This is a genomic window from Pseudomonas sp. zjy_15 (assembly GCF_043101865.1).
Taxonomy (GTDB): Bacteria; Pseudomonadota; Gammaproteobacteria; order Pseudomonadales; family Pseudomonadaceae; genus Aquipseudomonas; species Aquipseudomonas putida_Y.
On record NZ_JBICII010000134.1, the window covers coordinates 22,680 to 43,711 of the forward strand.

The following is a 21,032-nucleotide window of genomic DNA, read 5'->3' on the forward strand; positions in this document are numbered from 1 at the left end:
GCCCTCGTCCACCGACGAACAACAAGAGCAAGTCACCATGGACGATCAACTCCACGTTCAGGCGTCGCATCGCCTGTTCATCAAGCAAACAACGATCGTTGCAGCAGGTATCCCTCTGCTCGGCGAAGCAATCGGCCAGACAATTGGAGCCACCGTGTCCAGTCCAATCACTGCGTCCGGGATGTGGGATTGCCACACCCATATTTACGGCCCCTGGGATCGTTTCCCGCTTCCAGCCAACGCCGCATACACCCCGGAACCCGCCCCCTTTTCCGATCTCCTTGCATTGCATCAGCGCTTGGGCATCGAGCATGGCGTCCTGGTTCAAGCTGCGCCCTATGGAACTGATCATTCCGCTATCCTGGCTGCAATCGCTGAAAGCGGCGGGCGCTACCGCGGCGTCGGTCTGATCGACGAGACCACCACGGATGGGCAACTCCAGGACCTGCACGATGGCGGGCTACGTGGCATTCGTTTCAATCTGATGGGACATTTGCCCGGCGCACGGGACCCTCAAAAATTGCGGCAGCTCGCCGAGCGGGTTGCTCCATTCGGGTGGCATGTGCTGGTACATGGAGAGCTGCACACCTTGCTGCCGTTCCTGGACCAGTGGAAGGACCTGAAGACACCACTGGTCATTGACCACATGGCGCGCCCAGACTTCACGAAACCCATCGATCGAGAGGCGTTTGCTGCTCTGAGAAAGCACCTTGAGCATTCGGACCACTGGATCAAACTTTCCGGCATCGATCGCGCTATGCAGGGCCAGCCTGGCCCATGGCCGCAAGCATTGGATCACGTTCGGGAGTTTCTCGAATTCGCCCCGGATCGAGCGATTTGGGGGTCTGACTGGCCGCATCCAAACATCAAGGGTGCTCCTCCGGATGACCGTCAACTGCTCGACTTCCTTCAACAGGTATGCGACAGCCAGACGCTGAGGCAGGCCGTACTGGTCGACAATCCGGCTCGCTTGTACCGCTAAGCATTCCCCGCCTGAACACACTGACGGAAACGAAGAATGGACGATAGAGATTGGCGTCCAAGCACCCGTGTGCCCGATCCGGCCGTACGGGAGCTTGATCCACGTTTTGCCCATTACCGCCTTGCCCACGCAAAGGTAGAACGCCTGGGTGGCGGAATGCGATGGGCCGAGGGGCCGGCCTGGTTCGCAGATGGCCGATACGTGCTCCTCACAGACCTGCCCAACGACCGCATCATGCGGTGGGATGAGGCCACGGATGCCATGGGGGTGTTTCGCCAACCGGCCAACCAGGCCAATGGCATGACACGTGATCGGCAAGGCCGTCTCCTCGTATGTGAACACGGTGGACGGCGTGTCACGCGCACGGAATATGACGGCTGCATCACCGTTCTGGCGAGCCACTTCGATGGCAAACCGCTCAACTCCCCGAACGACATCGTGGTGAAGTCGGATGACAGCATCTGGTTCACAGACCCGCCCTTCGGTTTGGTCAGCGATTACATGGGGCGTCAGGGCGAAGCAGAGCTGCCGGCTAACGTGTACTGCCTGACCCCGGACGGAACGCTTCACTGCGTTGCAGAAGATGTTGAAGGCCCCAATGGGCTCGCGTTCTCGCCTGACGAGAAGACCCTCTACCTGGTCGAGTCAAGAGCTCGTCCACGCCGCATCGTTGCGTACAGCGTCGATGATCAGCACCAGCTCAGCGAGCGCAGGGCGCTCATCGATGCAGGCACTGGCCTGCCGGACGGGATACGCGTCGACGTCGATGGAAACCTGTGGTGTGGCTGGGGCGCCCCTGAGCCTGGCCTGGATGGCGTCCGAGTTTTCGCGCCTGACGGTACTCCCATTGGACACATCGATCTGCCTGAGCGATGCGCCAACCTCTGCTTTGGTGGCCCGCGGCGCAATCGCCTGCTAATGGCCTCCACAACCTCGTTGTACTCGCTGTTCGTCAACACTCGCGGCGCCTGAAGGGCGCCCTTCCGAAGGTAGCTATATGAAAAAAACAAGACCTGCTCCGCTACTGCTCTCGACTGGCCTCGCAAGCCTTCTGACCCTTTCTGCCGGCGTTGAGGCATCCGAACTCAAGATAATCGCGAGCGGCGCGTTGAAAGGGGCTATGGCCCACTTGCAACCGGCGTACGAAAAAGCCAGTGGCAACACACTCAGTATCAGCTGGGGACCTTCGTTGGGAGACTCCCCAGACGCCATACCGCAGAGAATCAGGCATAAAGAGCCTATGGACCTGGCCATCATGGCCAGCGAGACCCTGGACCTGCTTGGCCCGACCGGGGCTTTCGACATGGCAACTCGCAAGGAAATCGCTGACTCCCGAATCGGCGTAGGCGTGCCAAAAGGCCATCCACATCTGGATGTGTCCACGGTACCAGCCCTGCGTGCCGCGCTGCTGAGCTCGGACAAGATCGCATATTCCCAAGGCACCAGCGGTGTCTACATCCGCACAGAGCTGTTTGCGCGCTTGGGCATCACCGATCTCGTCAAGCACAAAAGCGTCGAAATCCAGGGTAAAGAACTGGTGGGCACTGCGCTTGCCCGTGGCGAAGCGGATATCGGCATGCAGCAGATCAGCGAACTGAAGGTGACCCCTGGTGTGGATTACCTAGGCCCCCTCCCCGAAGAAGTGCAGAAGGTCAGCCGCTTCCATGCAGCCGTGGCCAGCACCACCGACAACGCCAAAGTTGCACGTGAGTTCATCGCGTACCTCAACAGCACCGAAGCGCACAAATTGCTTGAGGAAAGCGGTCTAGAGCCTGCCCCCATCCAAACTGCCCAAGGAAAATAAAAAATGAAAACGCTATATCGCTTCATCATGGGTGCATCCCTGACCCTGGCAGCGTCTTTCGCGACGGCTAGCACTCCTGCCGCACTCCAAGCAGTGCAGCAGGAAATCGTGCGTTACGACAATGTGCAAATCGAGGTCAACGCCCAAGGCAAAGGACCGATCATCGTGATGCTTCCCTCGCTGGGGCGCTCGGGTCGTGACTATGACCAGGTGGCAAATTACCTGCAGCAAGATGGGTTCAGGGTCGTACGCCCGGAACCACGCGGTATCGGCCAAAGCAAAGGCCCGATGGACAGGTTGTCCATCCATGACTTTGCCCGAGATATCGCGGCAGTGGTCGAACACGAGAAACAAGGCCCTGTGGTGGTCGTAGGCCACGCCTGGGGCAACTTCCCGGCTCGGCAACTGGCGGCCGACAGGCCCGACCTGGTGCGTGGCGTGGTGCTCGCAGCCGCCTCTGCCGGCAAGGTCCCACCAGGGTCGACAGAGAAACCCATCAACGCTGAAATGCGCCAGGCCATCGATGGCGCCGGTGACATGTCCCTCTCCGAAGAACAGCGCCTGGTCTATCTGCGCAAAGCCTTCTTCGCCCCAGGCAACGCCCCACGGGTATGGCTCGGTGGGTGGCACGACGAAACCCATGACGCTCAGTCCCACGCACGCAATACCACCCCGGTAGATGACTACTTCGCTGCCGGCAAGGCTCCGATCCTGGACCTGCAGGGAGAGTCCGACACAGTTGCCCCACGCCGGTTCTCGGGCGTGCTGCACAGCATGCTGGGCGATCGGGTTCAGGTTGTGGTGCTCAAGAATGCAGGGCATGCGATGGCACCTGAGCAACCCAAGGCTATGGCCGACGCCATTGCGACTTTTGCCAAAGCCCAGTACGCGCACTGATGAAAACCAGGACGGGAGCCGCTAAGCGCCCGTCCTGGTCTACACATACACGTTTCACAGCCCCTGTCCGACCGACGACGTCACACCACTTTCCGGGACACGATCGGCTTCGGTGCCACTGCCCGCTCTGGCAGACTGTCGGGGTCAACTTACCTCAGGTACGAGGTGACTCATGAACGTCAGGCTTTCGATGGCGTACATATAATCAGAAAATCTGGGATCTCCATCGTTGAACGCCTTTGCCACTTTTTGTGCGTTCTCAAGACTGTCCCACATTGCCAAGTCCGCGAAGACTCGATCGTCATCCATAGGGCAGTAGGCCCGGTACTCGATCAAGCCAGGAAAGGTCTTTAACGTTTCACGAAGCCCAGCGCGGAGCACTGGAACTTGCGCAACACATTCCTGTTTGACCTTGAAAATGGCTAATTCCAGTACATGAGATGAGTGCTGCATAGGATGACCCTCTGTGTGTCAAGAAGGCCCAATTATCAGTGGCTCATACTGACAGCGTAGTGTCAGTAGGCGTGATCGCTTTCCACTGGTTTGCCTGGTGCTTCATATACGCTTGGAGATCAAGGGCAGGATTGTCGGGTGATGGTTGTTGGGCAATCATGATGGAGGTTATGCGATCGACCCGAAAATCGCGGTAAGCCGCCCTGGCATTGCACCAGCTTCCAACTGTCCACTTTCCTCCCCAGTAGAAAAGGCCAAGGGGAAAAATGAGACGTTGCGAAACCGCACCGTCCAAACGGGTATAGCTTATCTTCAGCGCCTGATGGTTTTCGATGGCATTTCGAAGGGTTGCCAGATGGCCACGCGTCGAGGAAGTTGTTGTTCCAAGTGCCCGGATTTTTGCCGTGCTGGGGTCAACCTTGTGATGGACTATGGACGCTGAGATCTTGCTCAGCAACCTCCCCGCAGCCGCACTCAAATCGTTATCGGCGGACGCTGATAGCATTTCCATCCCGAGCATCAATGCATCCAGTTCGAGCCTGTTCAACGTTAAAGGCGGCATCTCAAAATCAGCATCCAAGGCATACCCCACGCCGGCGGTACCATAGATCGGTATGCCACTGAACGAAAGGTCGTCGATGTATCGATAGATAGAGCGCACGGAAACGCCAATTCGGCTAGCCAGTCGTTCCGCAGAGATTGGCTGATGGACACGAATCAGATTTACCAGTTGAAACAAACGATCAGCTTTACGCACCAGGTGTGCTCGACTGCAAGTCAATGCCCATCTGCTCAAGGCGAGCGATAACGACCGGGGCTATGCCCTTCAGGGCCAACAAGGCATTGTGTTCCGTCAGTGGAAATGGCATCCGTAAACTCCTGTTTTCGGCCATTGAAGCAACCGGAGTTTGCCCGACGAGAGAGGGCCTCTCAATAGATGGTCTCCATCGCCCTGAGCGTAGGCATGAGGAAGGTGGGTTCGGCAGCGGCTTACCGAAGGCCAGTGCCAAACCTTACTCCCCATCGGCATCAGACTTCGGAGAAAAACCGCTTCCCGTCTGTCTTCAGCAAATCAACCATCAACCGTACCGCCGGTGCCAGATAGCCCTCCGCTCGCACGGATACCGCAACGGTCCGGGTCATCGTGGTCTCTTGAACAGGGACTTCTCGCAAGGCGGATTGCCAACGTCCAGACACCAATGTTTCCCTGGCCAGGAAACTTAGCAATTGCGTTCTGGCAATCAGTCTCGGCAGCAGGGATACAGCGTTCGCTTCGATCTGGACTGTAGGAGCAGGCAACTCATGTGACCTGAAGGCCTCGTCGATCCAGCGCCTGGAGGCCACTGCCTCGCCGGGCAAAACCCAGCGGTACTGGCTAAGAGCGGCGATGTTGATGACAGACGAAAAGATCGGGTGGTCTGCGCTGGCCACGACTACCGCCTCATCCTGAAGGATAGGGAACGTGAGCAAATGAGGATCGCCTGCACTCAAAGGGCAGATGATTGCATCCAGCCGTCCAGTGTTCAGGAATTCCCTGAGCATGTCATCCTGACCTATCGAGAGCTTCAATCGCAGCTCGGGAGCTCGCTCCAACAAGAAGGAGGCCAGCTGTGGCAGGAGGTGTTCGGCCATGCTTGCGGAACAGCCCAACCGTATGGTCCCGATCTGCCCGCTGGCAAAGTCTCGCACCTCTCTCTCGGTTTGCGCGATGCTCAGCTGTAACTCACGCCCACGCTTCAGCAGGAGGTCGCCCACCTCGGTGAGTTTGATTCTTCTACCGTCCCGCCTGAATAGCTGAGCGCCCAAAGCTTCTTCGAGACGTTGAATGCTCTTGCTGAGCGCTGGCTGACTCTTGTGCAACAGCTCCGCTGCTTTACCGAGATGGCCCGTTCGGGCAATGGTCTCGAAGTAAGTGAGGTCCCTAAGATCCATGATTCATAACTCTCGGTAATCGGTTCATCAAAAACAGCAAATGGACCGCGTCTGGTGGCCCCTCGGATAATTGCCAGGCACAGCATCCGAGGACTCTCAAGTGCCAAAACCCTCTTCAACCTCCAAGCCTTCCCTGCTGCAGTGGCTTTGCGTGGTTCTCGCAGCCGGCGCTGCCGGGCAGTTACTCCATTACCTGCACGTTCCCGCAGGCTTGTTTCTCGGCCCCATGCTAGCGGGTATCGCCTGCGGCCTACTGGGGGTGACCATCCGCGTTCATCGTCATGCGTTTCGTTTCGGCCAAGGATGCGTAGGCGTGCTGGTCGCACATTCGATGACCTGGCCAGTCATTCAGACACTCGCTCAATCCTGGCACCAGATGCTGGGCGTTACCGCCCTGACATTGGCCATGAGCGCACTGGTAGGTTTGGGAGCTATCCGGTTCAGTGGTCTGTCCAAAGCAACAGCAGCGTGGGGAACAGCACCCGGTGCTGCATCGGCGATGGTGGCGATGTCGGAAGATTATGGCGCTGATGCACGTGTGGTAGCGACCATGCAGTACGTCCGGGTGGTTTGCGTGGTAATGGTCGGAGCATTTGTGAGCCATCTTCTGGGGGCACATACGCCCTCCTCGGGAGCCGCCAATATGGGCTCGGCAGGAAGCCTGATTGACCTGGCGTTGAGCCTCGGCGTCATTTTGGTCGGCGTCGCAGCCGGAACACGGCTGCCAGCGGGTGCACTGCTGGTGCCACTCATGCTTGGGGGTGGTCTGCAGCTTTCAGGTGCAATGACCATTGATCTTCCGGGCTGGATCTTCAGCCTGGGCTACGGTTTGATCGGGTGCTACATCGGCCTCAGATTTGACCAACGAACCGTCGCGTACGTCTGGCGGCAGATACCAGCGATGGTCCTCAGCTCTATCGCACTGATTTTGCTGTGTGCCGGCTCCGCCTGGGGTCTCGCGAAGCTTATGGGCATTGATTTCCTCTCGATGTATCTCGCGACAAGCCCGGGTGGCCTTGACGCGATGGCGATCCTCGCTGTCGAAACGCACGCAGACACGGGCTTCGTGCTCGCCAGCCAAACGCTGCGACTGTTTTCCGTGGTCTTGATAAGCATGGTCATAGCGCGGCAGGCATTGAGGGCCGCGCCTCCAGTCCCGACAGAAAAAGAAGGTCAGCCGAAGTCGTGGTCATCAGCCGACCCAAAGTGAATCGCAGCCTCAGGTTTCGCTGAGGGAGACGCCGTTCTTCGCTCTGGCCTGTAGCAAAGCGCAGACATGCAACTCCCGATCTGGATGTTCGATAGACCATTGCTCAAGAGCTTCGCTTATCCGCGCCAGCCCGACCTGATCTGCGTGGTAGAGAAGCCCGCCGCGATAGCGCGGGAATCCATAACCATGAATCCAGACCAGATCGATGTCATTTGGGCTATCGACAATACCTTGTTCCAACATGTGCGCGGCTTCGTTGATCATCACGAACAAACACCGCTGCAGGATCTCATCGTCCGAGACGACACGAGGCTCCAGCCCCCTTGCATGCCGGTGTTCAACGAGCATTTTTGCAACGAAAGGATCAGGACACCCCTTGCGCTGACCCTCTTCGTATCGGTAATAACCCGCCCCGGTTTTCTGGCCGAGACGGCCTGCTTCGTGCAGTTGCTCAATCAGATTGCAACTACGCTCAGCCTGCCCGAGGTGCGCCCCCCGGCCTTTCCTGTTCAGCCAAGCGATGTCAACGCCAGCCAAATCACGGAGCTCGAACGGGCCGATAGGGAAGCCGAAGCCACGCAGCACTCGGTCGACATCCTCTGGCGATGCGCCTTCCTCGAGCAAGAATGTCGCTTCGCGCTCACGGACGGCCAACAACCGATTCCCGACAAAGCCGTAACAGTTTCCAACCGCAACCGCAGTCTTGCCCAACCGGCCACCCAGTTGCAGCACGGTAGCCAGCACATCCGGTTGCAGGTGAGCGGTTTTCACAACCTCGAGCAGTTTCATAATGTGAGCGGGACTGAAGAAGTGCATCCCGATAACGTCACCTGGACGATCAGTGACCCCAGCAATCGCGTCGACATCGAGGTACGACGTGTTGGTGGCCAGGATCGCCCCAGGCTTGGCAAAACGATCGAGCTCTCGGAAAACGTCTTGCTTGACAGACAGGTCTTCAAAAACTGCCTCGATGATCAGATCCGCATCCACGACCTGCTCAAGGCTTCCTTCGTAACGGATAAGGCCGGCACGCTCAGCCGCCTGTTCCGGGGAGAGGTGGCCTTTCTCCAGCGCACTGGCATAGTAGCGCTCGATCGTCGCCCGCCCACGATCAAGTGCCGGGGGCTGAGTGTCGATCAGCAGTGTTTTGATGCCCGCGTTGGCCAGACACAGCGCGATGCCGCTGCCCATTGTGCCCGCCCCGATCACCGCAACCGAACCGACGGTGCGTACCGGGGCTTGTTTGGCCAACGCGCGGCGGCGCGAGGCAAGATCACGCTCGGCGAAGAACACGTGCCTCAAGGCACGCGCCTGAGCGCTTTGACGTCGCGAGATAAACAGCTCCCGCTCCAGCGCCATGCCCTCATCGAAGGGCACCTGCCAAGCTGCTTGCAGTGCCTGGAGCGCAAGAGGTGGTGCTTCCTGCCCAGCGACCTTGCGAAGAATCGCCTGCGACCTTCGCTGGATAACATTGGGATCGAATGCAGCCACGCTCTGCTCACCAGAGCGCGGTATGGGCTGCCCGACAATCTCTTTGGCGAATTCAAGAACAGATTCGAACACGAACGAGCGACCCAGGCGATCCAGCAATCCGACCGCCAATGCTTGTTCAACACTGATCTGCTCCCCGCCCACCACCATATCGACGGCCACCTGCATTCCGCACAAGCGTGGCAGGCGTTGCGTTCCCCCGGCACCAGGGATCAAGCCCAGACTGACTTCGGGTAGCCCAAACTGAGTGCCTGGCGCTGCGATGCGGTAATGGCAGGCAAGCGCAAGCTCCAGCCCACCACCCAGGACCGAACCATGCATCGCAGCGATGACAGGCTTGGGCGAGCGTTCGATTGCCGCCAGTACGTCCGGCAGGTGGGGCGCCTGCAACGGCAGGTCAAACTCCTTGATATCGGCACCGGCGATGAAGGTACGCCCTTCACACAAGATGACTATTGCCTGGATAGCAGCGTCACTCGACGCCTGCTCGAATCGCGCCAGTACCTGCGCACGGACCTCACGAGAGAGGGCATTGACTGGCGGGTTGTTGATGATGATCAAACCGACATCACCTTCGCGTTGATACGCTACGAGGGAGTTCATCGTTTCTCTCCTGGTGAAGGACATTGATTACAGAAGCGACAGTGGATAGCTGACAATCACCCGCACATCATCGGCATCCCGAGCGAAGTCAGCGCGGTAGGTAGCGCTGCGCAGACGCATGCTCAGGCCCTTCAGCGATCCACTCTGCAACACGTACTGCAACTCAACGTCGAGTTCACGTTCGCGGTCCGAACCCGAGTCCACACCGCGTACATCAGCCTGACTGCCTTTCAGGTAACGAGCCATGAAGGACAACCCAGGAATCCCCACGCTCGTAAGGTCGAAGTCGTAGCGAGCTTGCCACGAGCGCTCGTCCTTCTCGGCAAAGTCGCCAATCTGAACGAAGTTCACCAGGTAGGGGTCGGTGCCATCCACATATGGGAATGCCGAGTCACCCGACATTTTCTGGTAGCCAAGACCAAAGGAGTGGCCACGCAGTTTGTAGGTACCCATGACACTGAGCGCACGGTTGTCGATAGGGCCACCGCGGGCTTGTCCCTCATCGTCGCTATCGAAGAAGCGCACATCGCTTGTGAAAGAGCCCCACTCGCCCTTTCTGCGATCGGTCAGTCCGTAGAATCGCTGGGTGTAGACGTCTTCGAGGACCGCGTACTGAGCCAACAGATCCGTTGCATCGTCAGCGTGGTACCTCACCCCCATCAGGTTGAAATCACCGCCATCAAGAGGACCGCTGAACCGACGGTTCTTGCTGTTCAGTGCCAGCCCTGTCGAACCGGATTGATCGCGATAAACAGTGTCCTGGATCTTCGCCCCAGTAAGCTCCAGAGCTTTCCACTCGTTGATCTGTATCTGGGCACCGTCAAACGTCTGGGGCAGAAGGCGTCCATTGTTGGAGGCCAAAGTCGGCCATTTTGGAATCAACGTCCCGACCCGAAGCTCGCTGTCCGATACCTTGACCTTGAGGGTACCGCCGGCCTTGGAATAATTGTCAGGTACATCCCCATCATCCTGGACCGGCAACAAACCAGTGCCCGACCGACCCGGCCCTGAGTCCAGTTTGATGCCGAGCATGCCTATCGCGTCGAAGCCGAAACCTACAACTCCAGGCGTGTAGCCAGACTCATAGCGCAGGATGAAACCTTGTGCCCATTCCTGGCGCTTGGATTGACCCGCGCCTTCACGAAAATCTCGGCTCATGTAGAAGTTACGCAGCTCCATCGAAGCTTTGCTGTCCTCAAAGAACCCCTGCGCGCCCGCAAGCGGCAGATACACGGCAAAGCCAACCCCTGCCGCGCAGAGCGGCATATTCTTGATCATCATTACTACTTACCAAACAAGGGATCGGGCGCAGCAGCAGTCCAGGGCCACCGCGTCGATCAGGTAGAAGGTCGCAAAGGATTTAGCGCACCTGGGTCAGGTAGTCGTGAGCTTTACCTGGAATTTTCTCTTGCTGGATTTCACCCAGGAACTTGATGGCGCGTTCGACCTCTTCCTCTGTCAAGTAAGGGGTTTGCGGGAACGACTTACGGTTGTTTTCCCACGCGGCTGCGTACACTTGATCGTTGACCCCTTCAAAGCGACTGCGGACAGTCTTCATCGCTTCCTGTGGCTGATCATTGATGAGCTTCGTGGCGTCGCCAAGTGCTGCCAGGAAGGCTTTAACGGTGTCCTGATGCTCGTTTGCCCACTGCCGGCGAGCACTGAGGGCAATCGACGGATAGCCATCAAGCTCCGGTACCATGCCTGCAGACATGTCGAGCAGCGTGTAGCCTTTATGGTCGATTACGGCGCTGTCTGACGCTGGCGATGAAAGAGCAAAACCGTCGATCTTGTCCTGCCCGAAGGCTGCCAACATGGCGGCGCCGTTGTTCAGATACAGCAGTGTGAAATCCTTCTCCGCATTCAGGCCGGCTTCCTGGCCCAGGAAACGCACCAGAAAATCAGCGCTGCCACCTGCCCCGCTGACCGCCAGGCGCAGCCCCTTGAACGCGGCCAGGCGTTGTTCAACGGTGGAATCGGCCGTCAGGCCGAGGCGATCAGCCAGGTCCTTGTGAATGACCACGTTGCTTGCGTACTGGCCGACCATGCGCCCCAGCAAGGTGATATCCGCTCCTTTTACTTTGGCATTGATTGCGTTCTGTGTCGCACAAGAGCAGAACTCCACCGAACGGCTGGCAAGGCCAGAGGCCGCTGCGCCACCGCCTTTGAATTTCACCAGCTCGACGTCGAGCCCGTGCTTTTTGAACAGGCCGCCGTCCAGAGCCACAAACAGGGGCATGTGAACGAACCCCTCTGTACCCAGAGCAACTTTAACGGTTTCGGCAGCCTGCGCGTAAAAGCTGGTTGCACTCATGGCAACGCTCAACCCCAGCGCAGAGATCAGACTTTTTATAGACATGGCGAGGACCTCTTCTTCTTGTTGTTGTGTTGGTGTCAATCAAACGGACAGTTCACGTTCTTCTTGATCTTTTTTCCAAGGCATCAAGGACGCTTCAAGTTTGCGCACAGCGGCTTGGAGGATCAGTGCAAGCGAGATGATTGCAATCAGTGCGGCAAACACCCCTGCCGTATCCAGCTGACCGGCGGCATCTTGCAGCAGATAACCCAGACCTCGGTTGGCGGCCATGATCTCCCCCACGATGGCGCCAATCAGCGCGTAGGGCACCGACATCTTGAGGCCGGTAAAGACCCACTGAATGGCCGAAGGCAGAACGACTTTGGTGATCAGGTGATGCTCTTTGGCACCCATCAACCGAAGAATTTCCAACTGCTCGCGTTCTACGGCACGAACGCCGCTATAGGTGTTCAGGAACACCAGGAAGAAGACGATGGTGGCGGTAAGGATGATTTTCATCTCGATGCCGATACCGAACCACATGATGAACAGCGGTGCCAACGCAACTTTCGGCAGGCTGTAAATCGAGACAAGGATCGGGTCGAGCAATTTAGCCAAAAGCTCATTGCGACCGAGGATGAGGCCTACCGATATACCCGCACAAGCACCAAAGAAGAAGCCTGCAAGGGTTTCAACGACGGTGATCCAACCATGCGAGAACAGGCGACCACTGGCAACCAGGTCAATGAAGCGGCTCCCGATTTCCAATGGCGAACTCACGAAAAACGGGTCGATCAAGGGGCCTGAAGCGAATTGCCACGACAGAAAGAGCACTGCAAAGATGGCGACACGGCCGAGGAAGATTTTCATGTTCGTAACTCTCCGGAAGAAGGACCTTAGGCGTCATGGGAGGGAGTGATGAACTCCCAAAGGTCGCCGCACAACTCGTGATAACGCGGGTCCTTGCGTAGCTGGAGAATGTTGCGGTCATCCCCTAGCGGGATATTCACATCGCGAACGATAGTGCCTGGACGTCCAGAGAAGATCAGGCAACGGTCGCCCAAGGCAACGGCCTCATCCAGGTCGTGCGTCACGAACAACACGGTTTTGTTGAGCTGACGGCTGAGCTTGAACAGTTCGGTTTGCATGCGCATGCGCAACTGTGCGTCGAGGGCCGCGAACGGCTCGTCCATCAGCAAGGTTTCTGGATCGTAAGCCAGCAGGCGAGCCAGGGCCGCGCGTTTGCGCATGCCTCCGGAAAGCTGACTGGGATAGGCCTTCTCATGCCCTTCGAGCCCTACAAGGGAGAGCAGTTCGCGGATTCGCGCCTGGCGCCTGGCTTTAGGGACACCCTGGATTTCCAGAGGAATGGCGATGTTGCCGGTCACGTCACGCCATGGCAGCAAATGATCGCTTTGGGTCATGTAGCCAGTGCGACCGTTGATGCCTTGAACGGCCTGCCCCCGATACAGCACTTCACCCGTGGTGGGTGCAAACAGCCCGGCGACCATGTTCAGCAGTGTGGACTTGCCACAGCCCGAGGGGCCGATGATGGTTACTACCTGACCTTGTTGAATATCGACATTGATACTGTGTGAGGCTTGCTTGGCAACGCCCTTCACGGTGAAAGACTTTGAAACCCCTTCAAATGAAATGACCGTCGGCGAGGCGGCTCTTGCGCCGATGGGCTCGGGTGAGGTGGCACTTTTCAACACGGCGGTCATGGCAATACTCCCGGCACCAAGGCGGCGTTCAGCTCAAGATTCTCGAGCGTCGCTACCGAAGTGGTCGACAGAGCGCTGGGCCTTGAAGAGGCGGTATAGAGAGTGTTCATAGCGACCTACTTATTTTTATGAGTCAGAAATGAAGCGTTCTTTGATTATGCAAGTGCGAAATACAGGGTCAAAGAGACTGTTCCACAGAGTGGAACAGCCAGTATTCATGCAACGATCGTCAAACCATCGAGCGCGACCACTCCATGACCTGCGGGGCGAACAAGCAGCGGATTGATTTCCGCCTCAACCAATCGCTCGCCGAGCGCCATGGCCATTTTCGAAAACGCTGCGATGCACCTGGCGGCAGCGTCGACATCTGCCTTCGGCATTCCTCGGAAGCCATCCAAAAGTGGGTAGGTTTTCAGCTCACTGAGCATCTCGCGGGCTTGATCTTCACTTACAGGAAGCAGACGCAGAGTCGTATCCTGAAAAAGCTCTGCAGTGACGCCTCCCATTCCGAGCAGCAGTGCCGGACCGAGCTGAGGGTCTCGATGGAAACCGAGAATCAACTCCTGCCCACCAGTGACCATCTCCTGGACAAGGAACGACTCCGGGGTAAAGCCAACATGACCGCCAACCTTGTCACGCATCCGTTCCAGACAATCACCGACGGTGTCCGAAGACTGATGCAGGGCCACTCCGCCTACTTCACTCTTATGCGGGATCCGCTCAGACAGTACTTTCAGGGCTACATGCCCGCCGAGCTCACGCGCAGCCTGCGCTGCCTCGAGGGCATTCTTCACCACCCGCTCTCGAGTAACAGGAATGCCAAAGCTCGCGTACAAGCGCTTGCTCCGTGCTTCATCAAGCGGGCCACTTGGCAGCGCTTGGGTCGAACCTTCAGCAGCAGATGGAGCGACCCCAGGCTCGCCTGGCGGGCTTGACTTGGTGCGCATCAGCAAAGCCCGGAGCGCGCTGGCACAGCTCTCAGGGGCGGTGAACGCCACTCCCCCCGAACCGTTGATTCGCTGAGCCGCAGCGGGGGCGTGCGGACTGATGTAAGCCAGGACTGGTTTCTCCGAGCTGGCCAGGCTGTCGCGGATAGCGTCCGCCATCAAATGGGGTTGCGCGACTCCCGATGAGCCAACCACGCTGACCACAGCATCATAGTCATCACTGTCCAGCAGGATGCCGATGGCGCTGCGCATCAACTCGGGCTGCAAGCCAGCAAGCGTCAGATCGATAGGGTTGCGATCGAGCACTGCCTGGTCACCGATATCCAGGTTGCGCAGCTTTTCAGCAGTTTCCGGCCCAGGTGCAGGCGTCTCGAAACCACTCATGCCGAGGTTATCGGCAATCAGCGTCCCGGCGCCACCGGTCGAGGTCAGGATTGCCACACGGTGGCCATTCATCGGTCTGCCGCTAGCCAAAGCAAAGGGGATATCGAGCAGATCGGCGAAGGTCTCCACGCGAATCACACCTAGCTGTCGGAAGTAAGCGGAGTACAAGTCATCGGAGCCGGCCAACGCGCCAGTGTGCGAATTGGCGGCGTGGGCACCTGCCTCGGAACGCCCAACCTTGTAGACCACCACTGGCTTGCCAGCATTGCGGGCTTTGCCAGCGGCTCGGCTGAATTTCTCGCTGTCGCGCAGCCCTTCTATGTAGAGCGCGATGACCGATGTGGCTGGATCATCAGCGAGGTAATCAACGAAATCTGCGACGTCCAGATCCACTTCGTTGCTGGTCGAAACAAGCTTCGAGAACCCGATTCCAGCAGCGACACCGCGAGAGAGAAGTGCCCCCAGGATACCGCCGCTCTGGGAAACCACAGCGATGTGGCCGGCGAGCAGTTCGTCCATGTCCAAAGCACCACTCGCAGACAGGGTCACGCGCTCCGTGAGGTTAACCAGCCCGATGGTATTAGGGCCAAGAACTCTCATCGAGCCTCGTGCTGCCTTGAGCTCCTCTTGGCGTAGCGCTCCGGTCGTGCCGGTCTCACCATAACCTCCCGCCAGTACGATTGCTGCTGGGCAGCCGCGAGCAGCCAGCTCGGCGACAGCCTGGTTGGCCCGCTCCGGCCCAAGCAGAATGATTGCGACGTCCGGCACCTCAGGCAAAGCCTCCACGGAGGGGTAACAGCGCAATCCGTCAATGTCTTCATACCGCGGGTTCACCGGGTACAGTCGGCCCTTGAAGCCGTGTTTGCGAAGAAATGCGATGGGACGGCCAGAGGTCTTCCGGGCATCACCCGATGCGCCGATGACGGCGACGCTGCCGGGGCTGAGAAGGCGTGCAATCTGGTCCATGATTCAGCTCCGCTCTGCCTTGCGAGCAAGGAAGGCAGCGACCGACTCTTGATGCTCGCTGGAGGTGTAACAGATACCTTGGGCTTGACTGCCCATGGAGAAAATCTGGCTCTGGGTCAGCTCGAAGGTGTTGTTGAGAATCGACTTGCTCAGCGCCAAAGCGGTTGCCGAACCAGCAGAAATTTGCAGAGCCCAGTCTTGAGCCTCCTGGAGAAGGTTCTCATGCGCGGCCACACGGTCGATCATGCCGATTTGCTGTGCTTCGGATGGCCTAACGTTACGGCCGCTGAAAATCAACTCTTTGGCCTTGCTCAGCCCAACACGGCGGGGAAGGAAGTACAAACCACCGCCATCAGGGATCAGTCCTCGGGCGATGTAGCTCATGGCAAACGAGGCTTGCTCGGACGCGATGATGAAGTCGCAGCTCAGGGCCATATCGCAGCCCAAACCGGTCGCCGCGCCATTGACCGCAGCAATGGTGGGTTTAGGCAGGTTATGAAGCAGCGATACCGCGTGATGGACGCGTTGCTGACGCTTCCAACCGTTGAAGGCGACCGAACCGGCCGGTGCACTCATCCGGGCTTGCATGCCCTTGATGTCGCCCCCCGCGCAGAACCCTTTGCCAGTGCCAGTCACGATCAGCGCCTTGATGCTGCTGTCCGCTGCGACATGCTCGAGGTGATCGATGAGCAAAGTCCGCATATCGTCGCTGATGGCGTTACGCGCCTCTGGGCGGTTGAGCGTCAGCGTTGCAATACCGTCGGTAACGGCAAGGTCGATCGGCGTCGACAGTTCCGGGGAAGTCGTCATGCGGTACCTCTCTTATTATTCGGGTTGATTGACCGCCCGGCGATGAGCCAAGCTTGTTTGCAATCTGAGGGAGAGGGGTTTTCATGACAACGCGACCGTTCCACCTGTTGGAACAAGGCGAGGGAGGTAAAACCTCCCCCTACATTCCCGGGCAGGGCAAGGCACCATTGAATCGCTCGCTAGAACGCGGATTGGATATCCTTCGTGCATTCAGGCCAGGCAGCGAGCACCTCACCAACGGTGACCTGAGCGAAACCACAGGTTTGTCCAAATCAACTGTAAGCAGGCTTTCACAAACCCTCGTTCGTTCTGGCTTTCTCGACTACGACACCATTTCAGGTGGCTACAGGCTAGCGCCCTCGGTATTGGCCATGGCTCACTCCATGTATCACGGCAGTTTCCTGCTTCAAGTCGCTACGCCTCTGATGGCGCAGGTGGCTCGGGAACACCAAGTGAATGTTGGCCTTGCCGCAGCGGACGGTGACGAGATGATCTACCTGGAATCCATACGCTTCAGTAAACGCAAATCCCCGCGAAACGTACTGACCGGCCAACGGCTGCCCATGGATATGACATCCCTGGGCAGGGCCTACCTTTCGATTCTGGACGCTGCGCAACGAAGACCGCTGATCGAGCTGTTCAGTTCGAGACGATGCGAAGCCAAGGCGGGGCAATTGGTGCGAGATATTGAAGCGGCGATTGCTGATGTGAAAGCCAATGGCTATTGCGCAGCCTCTTGGCAGCCTGAGGTCATTGCTATCGCGACTCCGCTTGATCACCCGGTTTACAAGACACACGCTCTGAACATCAGCCTCTCAACCGCCGAAGCGCCGGAAAATGTGATCGAACGGTACGCGCCGATCCTCCTGACCCTCGCAGACGCCATCCGTGCATCACTTAGTCTGCCTGAGGATGAGTAAGCATTCAGGTTCGATCCTCGCGATGGCTCCTTCCAGACGGCGATAAGCAGGCCTACAGCCGTTATGCCCCGCACCGTCCACGAAACTCGGGCAAAAAAAACGCCTGGCATACCCGCACGGTAGCCAAGCGGTGTGTGAAAGGCCTGAGCATAAGCCAGACGCCACGACCAAACATGAGAATTCTGTTCTGGTCGGTAGAGTGGATACCCACCAGGGCCGGAACGTGACCAGCGATATTATTCATTATCCGAAAAAACACTAATGCTTTGTCTTTATAGAGTGCAATGCCTGTAGGGCATGGCAAACGTATGCCGTGATGGTATGGCAAGTCATGGTCTAAAGGTCTTGGCGGTCTGAGTTTTAGCTGCTCTATGCTGCCGAGCTCTTTCTCTAAAAAAATAATGGTCGCCAGATGACTACCTTGACTGTTTCAACTGCGCAGGAAAGAGATCCTGCGGAAATACGCGCGTGTAAAAAAGCCGCACTACGGCTTGTTCCGCTTTTGGCCCTTGCTTATTTTTTCAACTATCTGGATCGCACCAACGTCGGGTTCGCCTCCCTAACGATGAATGATGACCTAGGGCTAACCGCGTCGCAGTTTGGTTTCGCAGCGGGTATTTTCTATTTGGGTTACTGCATATTTGAAGTCCCGAGCAACTTGGCACTCTACAAATATGGGGCTCGACGGTGGATTGCCAGAATAATGATCACGTGGGGACTGTTTGCCGCCGCAACCTCCCTGGCACAAGGCCCCACCAGCTATGCGGTGATCCGCTTGCTCGCGGGGATTGCTGAGGCAGGATTTTTCCCTGGCGTCATCTTCTTCCTTTCCTTGTGGTTTCCCGCTCACTACCGTACGAAGGTTATGGCGTGGTTTCTGTTCGCAATCCCTATGTCGTCCGTTCTTGGCGGCCCCTTGTCTGCCGCCATGTTGCAAATGGATGGCATCTGGGGCTTCGCTGGCTGGCAATGGTTGCTCGTTCTCCAAGGGCTTCCAGCATGCTTCCTGGGCCTTTTGTGTTTACGCCTGCTGGCCGACAAACCGGCAGATGCCAACTGGCTTACGATGGAAGAGAAAGCAGCTCTGCAAGCTGTTTTGGACGCTGAGCACGAATCCAAAAGCGCGCACAGCTTCCGCCAATCACTCAAAGACCCACGTGTCTGGTTGCTCGCAGGCATTCTGTTCAGCTACATCATCGGCATTTTGGGCATCGGTGTATGGCTCCCACAAATTCTGAAGAGTCATAACCTGACGACCATGCAGATCGGATGGATCTCCGCCGCGCCCTACATGATTGCCAGTGTTGCCATGCTGCTGTGGGCCAAGGTACTTGCTCATAAAAGACGCTATATCCTTCACTTGGCACTCACCTGCGGCACCGGGGCTGCCGGTTTCATATTCTCGGTGGTCTACAGTGACCTCCTGCCCGCTTTATTCGGGCTGACAGTTGCCCTCATCGGCCTGGGTTCCGTACGTACCTGCTTCTACAGTATTCCCTCTACCTTTCTAAGCAAGCAAGCAGCCGCTGGTGGCATTGCATTCATCAACGCAACAGGAAGCTTGGGCGGATTGGTGGGTCCTTACGCTGTCGGCTGGCTAAAAGACGTTACCGGCTCGTTCAGCGCCGGTTTGATGGGCATGGCGTTCATGCTTTGCTTAGCCACCGTGCTGACCGTTGTACTGGGTTGCATGGTCAAGGAGAAACCTGGGCAACTGATGAGACAGAACGGTGACGCCCACGCCTCGGGCACGTCATAAGACTTGCACTGCAGTACGAGGGGACTGCCTGGCCACCTTCGTCAGGGCTACGGCCTCTTGCTCCCACAGGGGGTAGCGCTTCACGCTCGCAATCAAAGGGAGGGGGCAGCAGGTTCGGCCGGCTGGGCATCCTGCTGTACCTGAATGGGTGCAGCTTCCACCGGCGGGGCCACCGGCTGCGAACCCTGGCTGTCATCCACCACCGGCGCCGCTGCCGCCTCGCTGGCCGGGGCTACGCCCGCGGGTGCAGGTGCCGCTTCAATCAACGGTGCTGCTGCCGGAGCCGGCGCCACCGGGTTCGCCGCAGCCTGCTCCGGCAGCCCCAGGTCCACCGCCGGCTTTTCCACCTTGGGCGCCTCGACCTTGGCCTTTTCGACCTTCTTCGGCTTGGGCAGGTAGCTCTCCACCAAGGCGAAATAACGGTCATAGAACTGCGCCGCAGTCACCGTCTCACTGGCTACTTTGACCATCGAATCGTCACTGGAGCCGATCGGCATCGACACCGAACCCAGCACCCCCACGCCCAGGCTGGCCGAGGTGTTGGACTTTTTCAGCGCATAGCGGTCCTGCAGGGCGTTGGCGAACATGGTCGAGTGCTGGTCGTCGCTCACGTCCGGTGCACAGGTGACATTGAAGCTGATCTGCAGGTGGTTCTCGCTGTTTTGCTGAAAGCTCTTGTTACCCACCACCTGGTTGGCGCCGCTGCTGGTGATGATGTATCCCTGACTAAGCAAGGCACGCCGGGCGGCTTCGCAAGAGCCGGCATCGCTCACCGGGAAGCTGCGTGAGAAGGTGCCCGAGTCATCGAAATTCTCGTGCTCATAGACGGCCGCTTTTTTCGAGGAACAACCGGTCACGCCCGCCAGCACCAGGGCCAGCCCGAGCGCACCAAAGACGGAAGATCTGGTCATTGCGAATTCCGGGTATATGGAAAGTGCCTATTGTGCAACACAGCAGGCAGGCACAGGAACCGCTGGTCGGTGAAGAATCTGTCAGGTTGGTGTAAAGCCTGGCAAAGGCCGGCATTTGCCAGGTGCACCAACGAAAAAAGCGACCCGAAGGTCGCTTTAACGTTGCTTCGAGGCGTTCATGGGGCCTTGAAACGAAGATGGCGCAGCGGACGGGACTCGAACCCGCGACCCCCGGCGTGACAGGCCGGTATTCTAACCGACTGAACTACCGCTGCGTATCATTCAGGCTTGCGCCCGATTGAAACCTGGGTCTACCCTTCCGACGCAATGGCCTCAGGGCAGGCACAAAAAAAGCGATAACGTGATCGCTTCTTTTGTGTTTGCTTCAAGGCGTTCTAGGGACCTTGAAACGAAGATGGCGCAGCGGACGGGACTCGAACCCGCGACCCCCGGCGTGACAGGCCGGTATTCTAACCGACTGAACTACCGCTGCGTATCGTTCAGGCTTGCGCCCGATTGAAACTGGGATCAGCCCAAGGCGTTCGCCTTGTGGCTTCAGACCGGTGCCAGGCACCCATCTGTTACTGAAAAATGGCGCAGCGGACGGGACTCGAACCCGCGACCCCCGGCGTGACAGGCCGGTATTCTAACCGACTGAACTACCGCTGCGCAGTGCGTTCCTCTCTGGCTATCGGCTTCTTGCGAATCCGATGCTCCAGGAACATCTCAGGAAGTGGTGGGTGATGACGGGATCGAACCGCCGACCCTCTGCTTGTAAGGCAGATGCTCTCCCGGCTGAGCTAATCACCCTCGCGATGTTGCTTGTTGCGTTTGCTTCGCTGAGGCCGCGAAATTTACGCAGGTGGCGAAGCTAAGTCAATAGCCCCATTGAATTTTTTTCAAAAAGGCAACGTGATGTGATTGCCTGTGCCGGCCTCTTCGC

18 protein-coding genes, 4 tRNA genes and 1 pseudogene are annotated in these 21,032 nt (G+C 58.0%); 7 read left to right on the top strand and 16 right to left on the bottom strand.

Translation table 11 applies throughout. From position 1 onward, the window contains the following. Positions 1-37 precede the first annotated feature (37 nt). The 4 genes from ACF8EF_RS24815 to ACF8EF_RS24830 are packed head-to-tail and all read left to right on the top strand — an operon-like array spanning position 38 to position 3,683. Positions 38-982, top strand: coding sequence for an amidohydrolase family protein (locus ACF8EF_RS24815; RefSeq protein ID WP_392461014.1), 945 nt, complete (start codon positions 38-40; stop codon positions 980-982). A 36-nt stretch (positions 983-1,018) separates the two neighbouring features. Continuing rightward, positions 1,019-1,954, top strand: a complete 936-nt coding sequence (locus tag ACF8EF_RS24820; RefSeq protein ID WP_392461015.1) for an SMP-30/gluconolactonase/LRE family protein — start codon at positions 1,019-1,021, stop codon at positions 1,952-1,954. A 25-nt stretch (positions 1,955-1,979) separates the two neighbouring features. Continuing rightward, positions 1,980-2,786: a molybdate ABC transporter substrate-binding protein gene (locus ACF8EF_RS24825; RefSeq protein WP_392461016.1), complete on the top strand. Its 807-nt coding sequence runs from the start codon at positions 1,980-1,982 to the stop codon at positions 2,784-2,786. Between the two features lie 3 nt (positions 2,787-2,789). Beyond that, entirely contained in the window at positions 2,790-3,683 is an 894-nt protein-coding gene (locus ACF8EF_RS24830; protein WP_392461017.1) for an alpha/beta fold hydrolase, read from the top strand. A 144-nt stretch (positions 3,684-3,827) separates the two neighbouring features. On the opposite strand, the gene ACF8EF_RS24835 is transcribed toward ACF8EF_RS24830, so the two are convergent. The 4 genes and pseudogenes from ACF8EF_RS24835 to ACF8EF_RS24850 all read right to left on the bottom strand — a co-directional run bounded on the left by ACF8EF_RS24835 (position 3,828) and on the right by ACF8EF_RS24850 (position 6,068). Continuing rightward, entirely contained in the window at positions 3,828-4,136 is a 309-nt protein-coding gene (locus tag ACF8EF_RS24835; protein ID WP_176684506.1) for a hypothetical protein, read from the bottom strand. Between the two features lie 43 nt (positions 4,137-4,179). Next, positions 4,180-4,893: a YafY family protein gene (locus ACF8EF_RS24840; RefSeq protein ID WP_176684507.1), complete on the bottom strand. Its 714-nt coding sequence runs from the start codon at positions 4,891-4,893 to the stop codon at positions 4,180-4,182. Between the two features lie 19 nt (positions 4,894-4,912). Next, a pseudogene (locus ACF8EF_RS24845) lies at positions 4,913-5,005 on the bottom strand (helix-hairpin-helix domain-containing protein); the annotation flags it as partial. Positions 5,006-5,165: 160 nt separating this feature from the next. Beyond that, the gene (locus ACF8EF_RS24850; protein ID WP_176684508.1) at positions 5,166-6,068 is read right to left on the bottom strand and encodes a LysR family transcriptional regulator; all 903 of its coding nucleotides are present in this window, start codon (positions 6,066-6,068) and stop codon (positions 5,166-5,168) included. A 100-nt stretch (positions 6,069-6,168) separates the two neighbouring features. Between ACF8EF_RS24850 and ACF8EF_RS24855 the strand changes: the two genes are divergently transcribed. Next, entirely contained in the window at positions 6,169-7,278 is a 1,110-nt protein-coding gene (locus tag ACF8EF_RS24855; RefSeq protein ID WP_176684509.1) for an AbrB family transcriptional regulator, read from the top strand. A gap of 9 nt (positions 7,279-7,287) precedes the next feature. Here ACF8EF_RS24855 and ACF8EF_RS24860 read toward each other — a convergent pair whose 3' ends face one another. From ACF8EF_RS24860 to ACF8EF_RS24890, 7 genes are all read right to left on the bottom strand, one after another. Next, on the bottom strand, positions 7,288-9,372 hold the full coding sequence (locus ACF8EF_RS24860; RefSeq protein ID WP_392461018.1) for a 3-hydroxyacyl-CoA dehydrogenase NAD-binding domain-containing protein: 2,085 nt from the start codon (positions 9,370-9,372) through the stop codon (positions 7,288-7,290). A 27-nt stretch (positions 9,373-9,399) separates the two neighbouring features. Beyond that, complete coding sequence (locus ACF8EF_RS24865) at positions 9,400-10,650, bottom strand: OprD family porin (RefSeq protein ID WP_392461024.1); 1,251 nt, start codon at positions 10,648-10,650, stop codon at positions 9,400-9,402. 82 nt (positions 10,651-10,732) lie between these two features. Continuing rightward, positions 10,733-11,731, bottom strand: a complete 999-nt coding sequence (locus ACF8EF_RS24870; protein WP_176684512.1) for an ABC transporter substrate-binding protein — start codon at positions 11,729-11,731, stop codon at positions 10,733-10,735. Between the two features lie 39 nt (positions 11,732-11,770). Further along, on the bottom strand, positions 11,771-12,538 hold the full coding sequence (locus ACF8EF_RS24875) for an ABC transporter permease (RefSeq protein WP_176684513.1): 768 nt from the start codon (positions 12,536-12,538) through the stop codon (positions 11,771-11,773). 26 nt (positions 12,539-12,564) lie between these two features. Then, on the bottom strand, positions 12,565-13,392 hold the full coding sequence (locus tag ACF8EF_RS24880) for an ABC transporter ATP-binding protein (protein ID WP_176684514.1): 828 nt from the start codon (positions 13,390-13,392) through the stop codon (positions 12,565-12,567). Positions 13,393-13,607: 215 nt separating this feature from the next. After that, a complete protein-coding gene (locus tag ACF8EF_RS24885; protein ID WP_392461019.1) occupies positions 13,608-15,689 on the bottom strand; it encodes an acetate--CoA ligase family protein in 2,082 nt (693 codons plus the stop codon). 3 nt (positions 15,690-15,692) lie between these two features. Next, entirely contained in the window at positions 15,693-16,499 is an 807-nt protein-coding gene (locus tag ACF8EF_RS24890) for an enoyl-CoA hydratase/isomerase family protein (RefSeq protein ID WP_392461020.1), read from the bottom strand. 83 nt (positions 16,500-16,582) lie between these two features. Between ACF8EF_RS24890 and ACF8EF_RS24895 the strand changes: the two genes are divergently transcribed. Both ACF8EF_RS24895 and ACF8EF_RS24900 read left to right on the top strand, forming a co-directional pair. Next, positions 16,583-17,419: an IclR family transcriptional regulator gene (locus ACF8EF_RS24895; RefSeq protein WP_176684517.1), complete on the top strand. Its 837-nt coding sequence runs from the start codon at positions 16,583-16,585 to the stop codon at positions 17,417-17,419. 412 nt (positions 17,420-17,831) lie between these two features. Beyond that, a complete protein-coding gene (locus tag ACF8EF_RS24900; RefSeq protein WP_392461021.1) occupies positions 17,832-19,178 on the top strand; it encodes an MFS transporter in 1,347 nt (448 codons plus the stop codon). Between the two features lie 92 nt (positions 19,179-19,270). On the opposite strand, the gene ACF8EF_RS24905 is transcribed toward ACF8EF_RS24900, so the two are convergent. From ACF8EF_RS24905 to ACF8EF_RS24925, 5 genes are all read right to left on the bottom strand, one after another. Beyond that, positions 19,271-20,089 carry a DUF2242 domain-containing protein gene (locus ACF8EF_RS24905; protein WP_392461022.1) on the bottom strand — a complete coding sequence of 273 codons (819 nt, stop codon included), beginning with the start codon at positions 20,087-20,089 and terminating at the stop codon, positions 19,271-19,273. 198 nt (positions 20,090-20,287) lie between these two features. Beyond that, positions 20,288-20,364 (bottom strand) — tRNA-Asp (locus tag ACF8EF_RS24910). Between the two features lie 141 nt (positions 20,365-20,505). Beyond that, positions 20,506-20,582, bottom strand: a tRNA-Asp gene (locus tag ACF8EF_RS24915). Positions 20,583-20,681: 99 nt separating this feature from the next. After that, positions 20,682-20,758, bottom strand: a tRNA-Asp gene (locus tag ACF8EF_RS24920). Between the two features lie 65 nt (positions 20,759-20,823). Continuing rightward, positions 20,824-20,899 (bottom strand) — tRNA-Val (locus tag ACF8EF_RS24925). Positions 20,900-21,032: the final 133 nt, after the last annotated feature.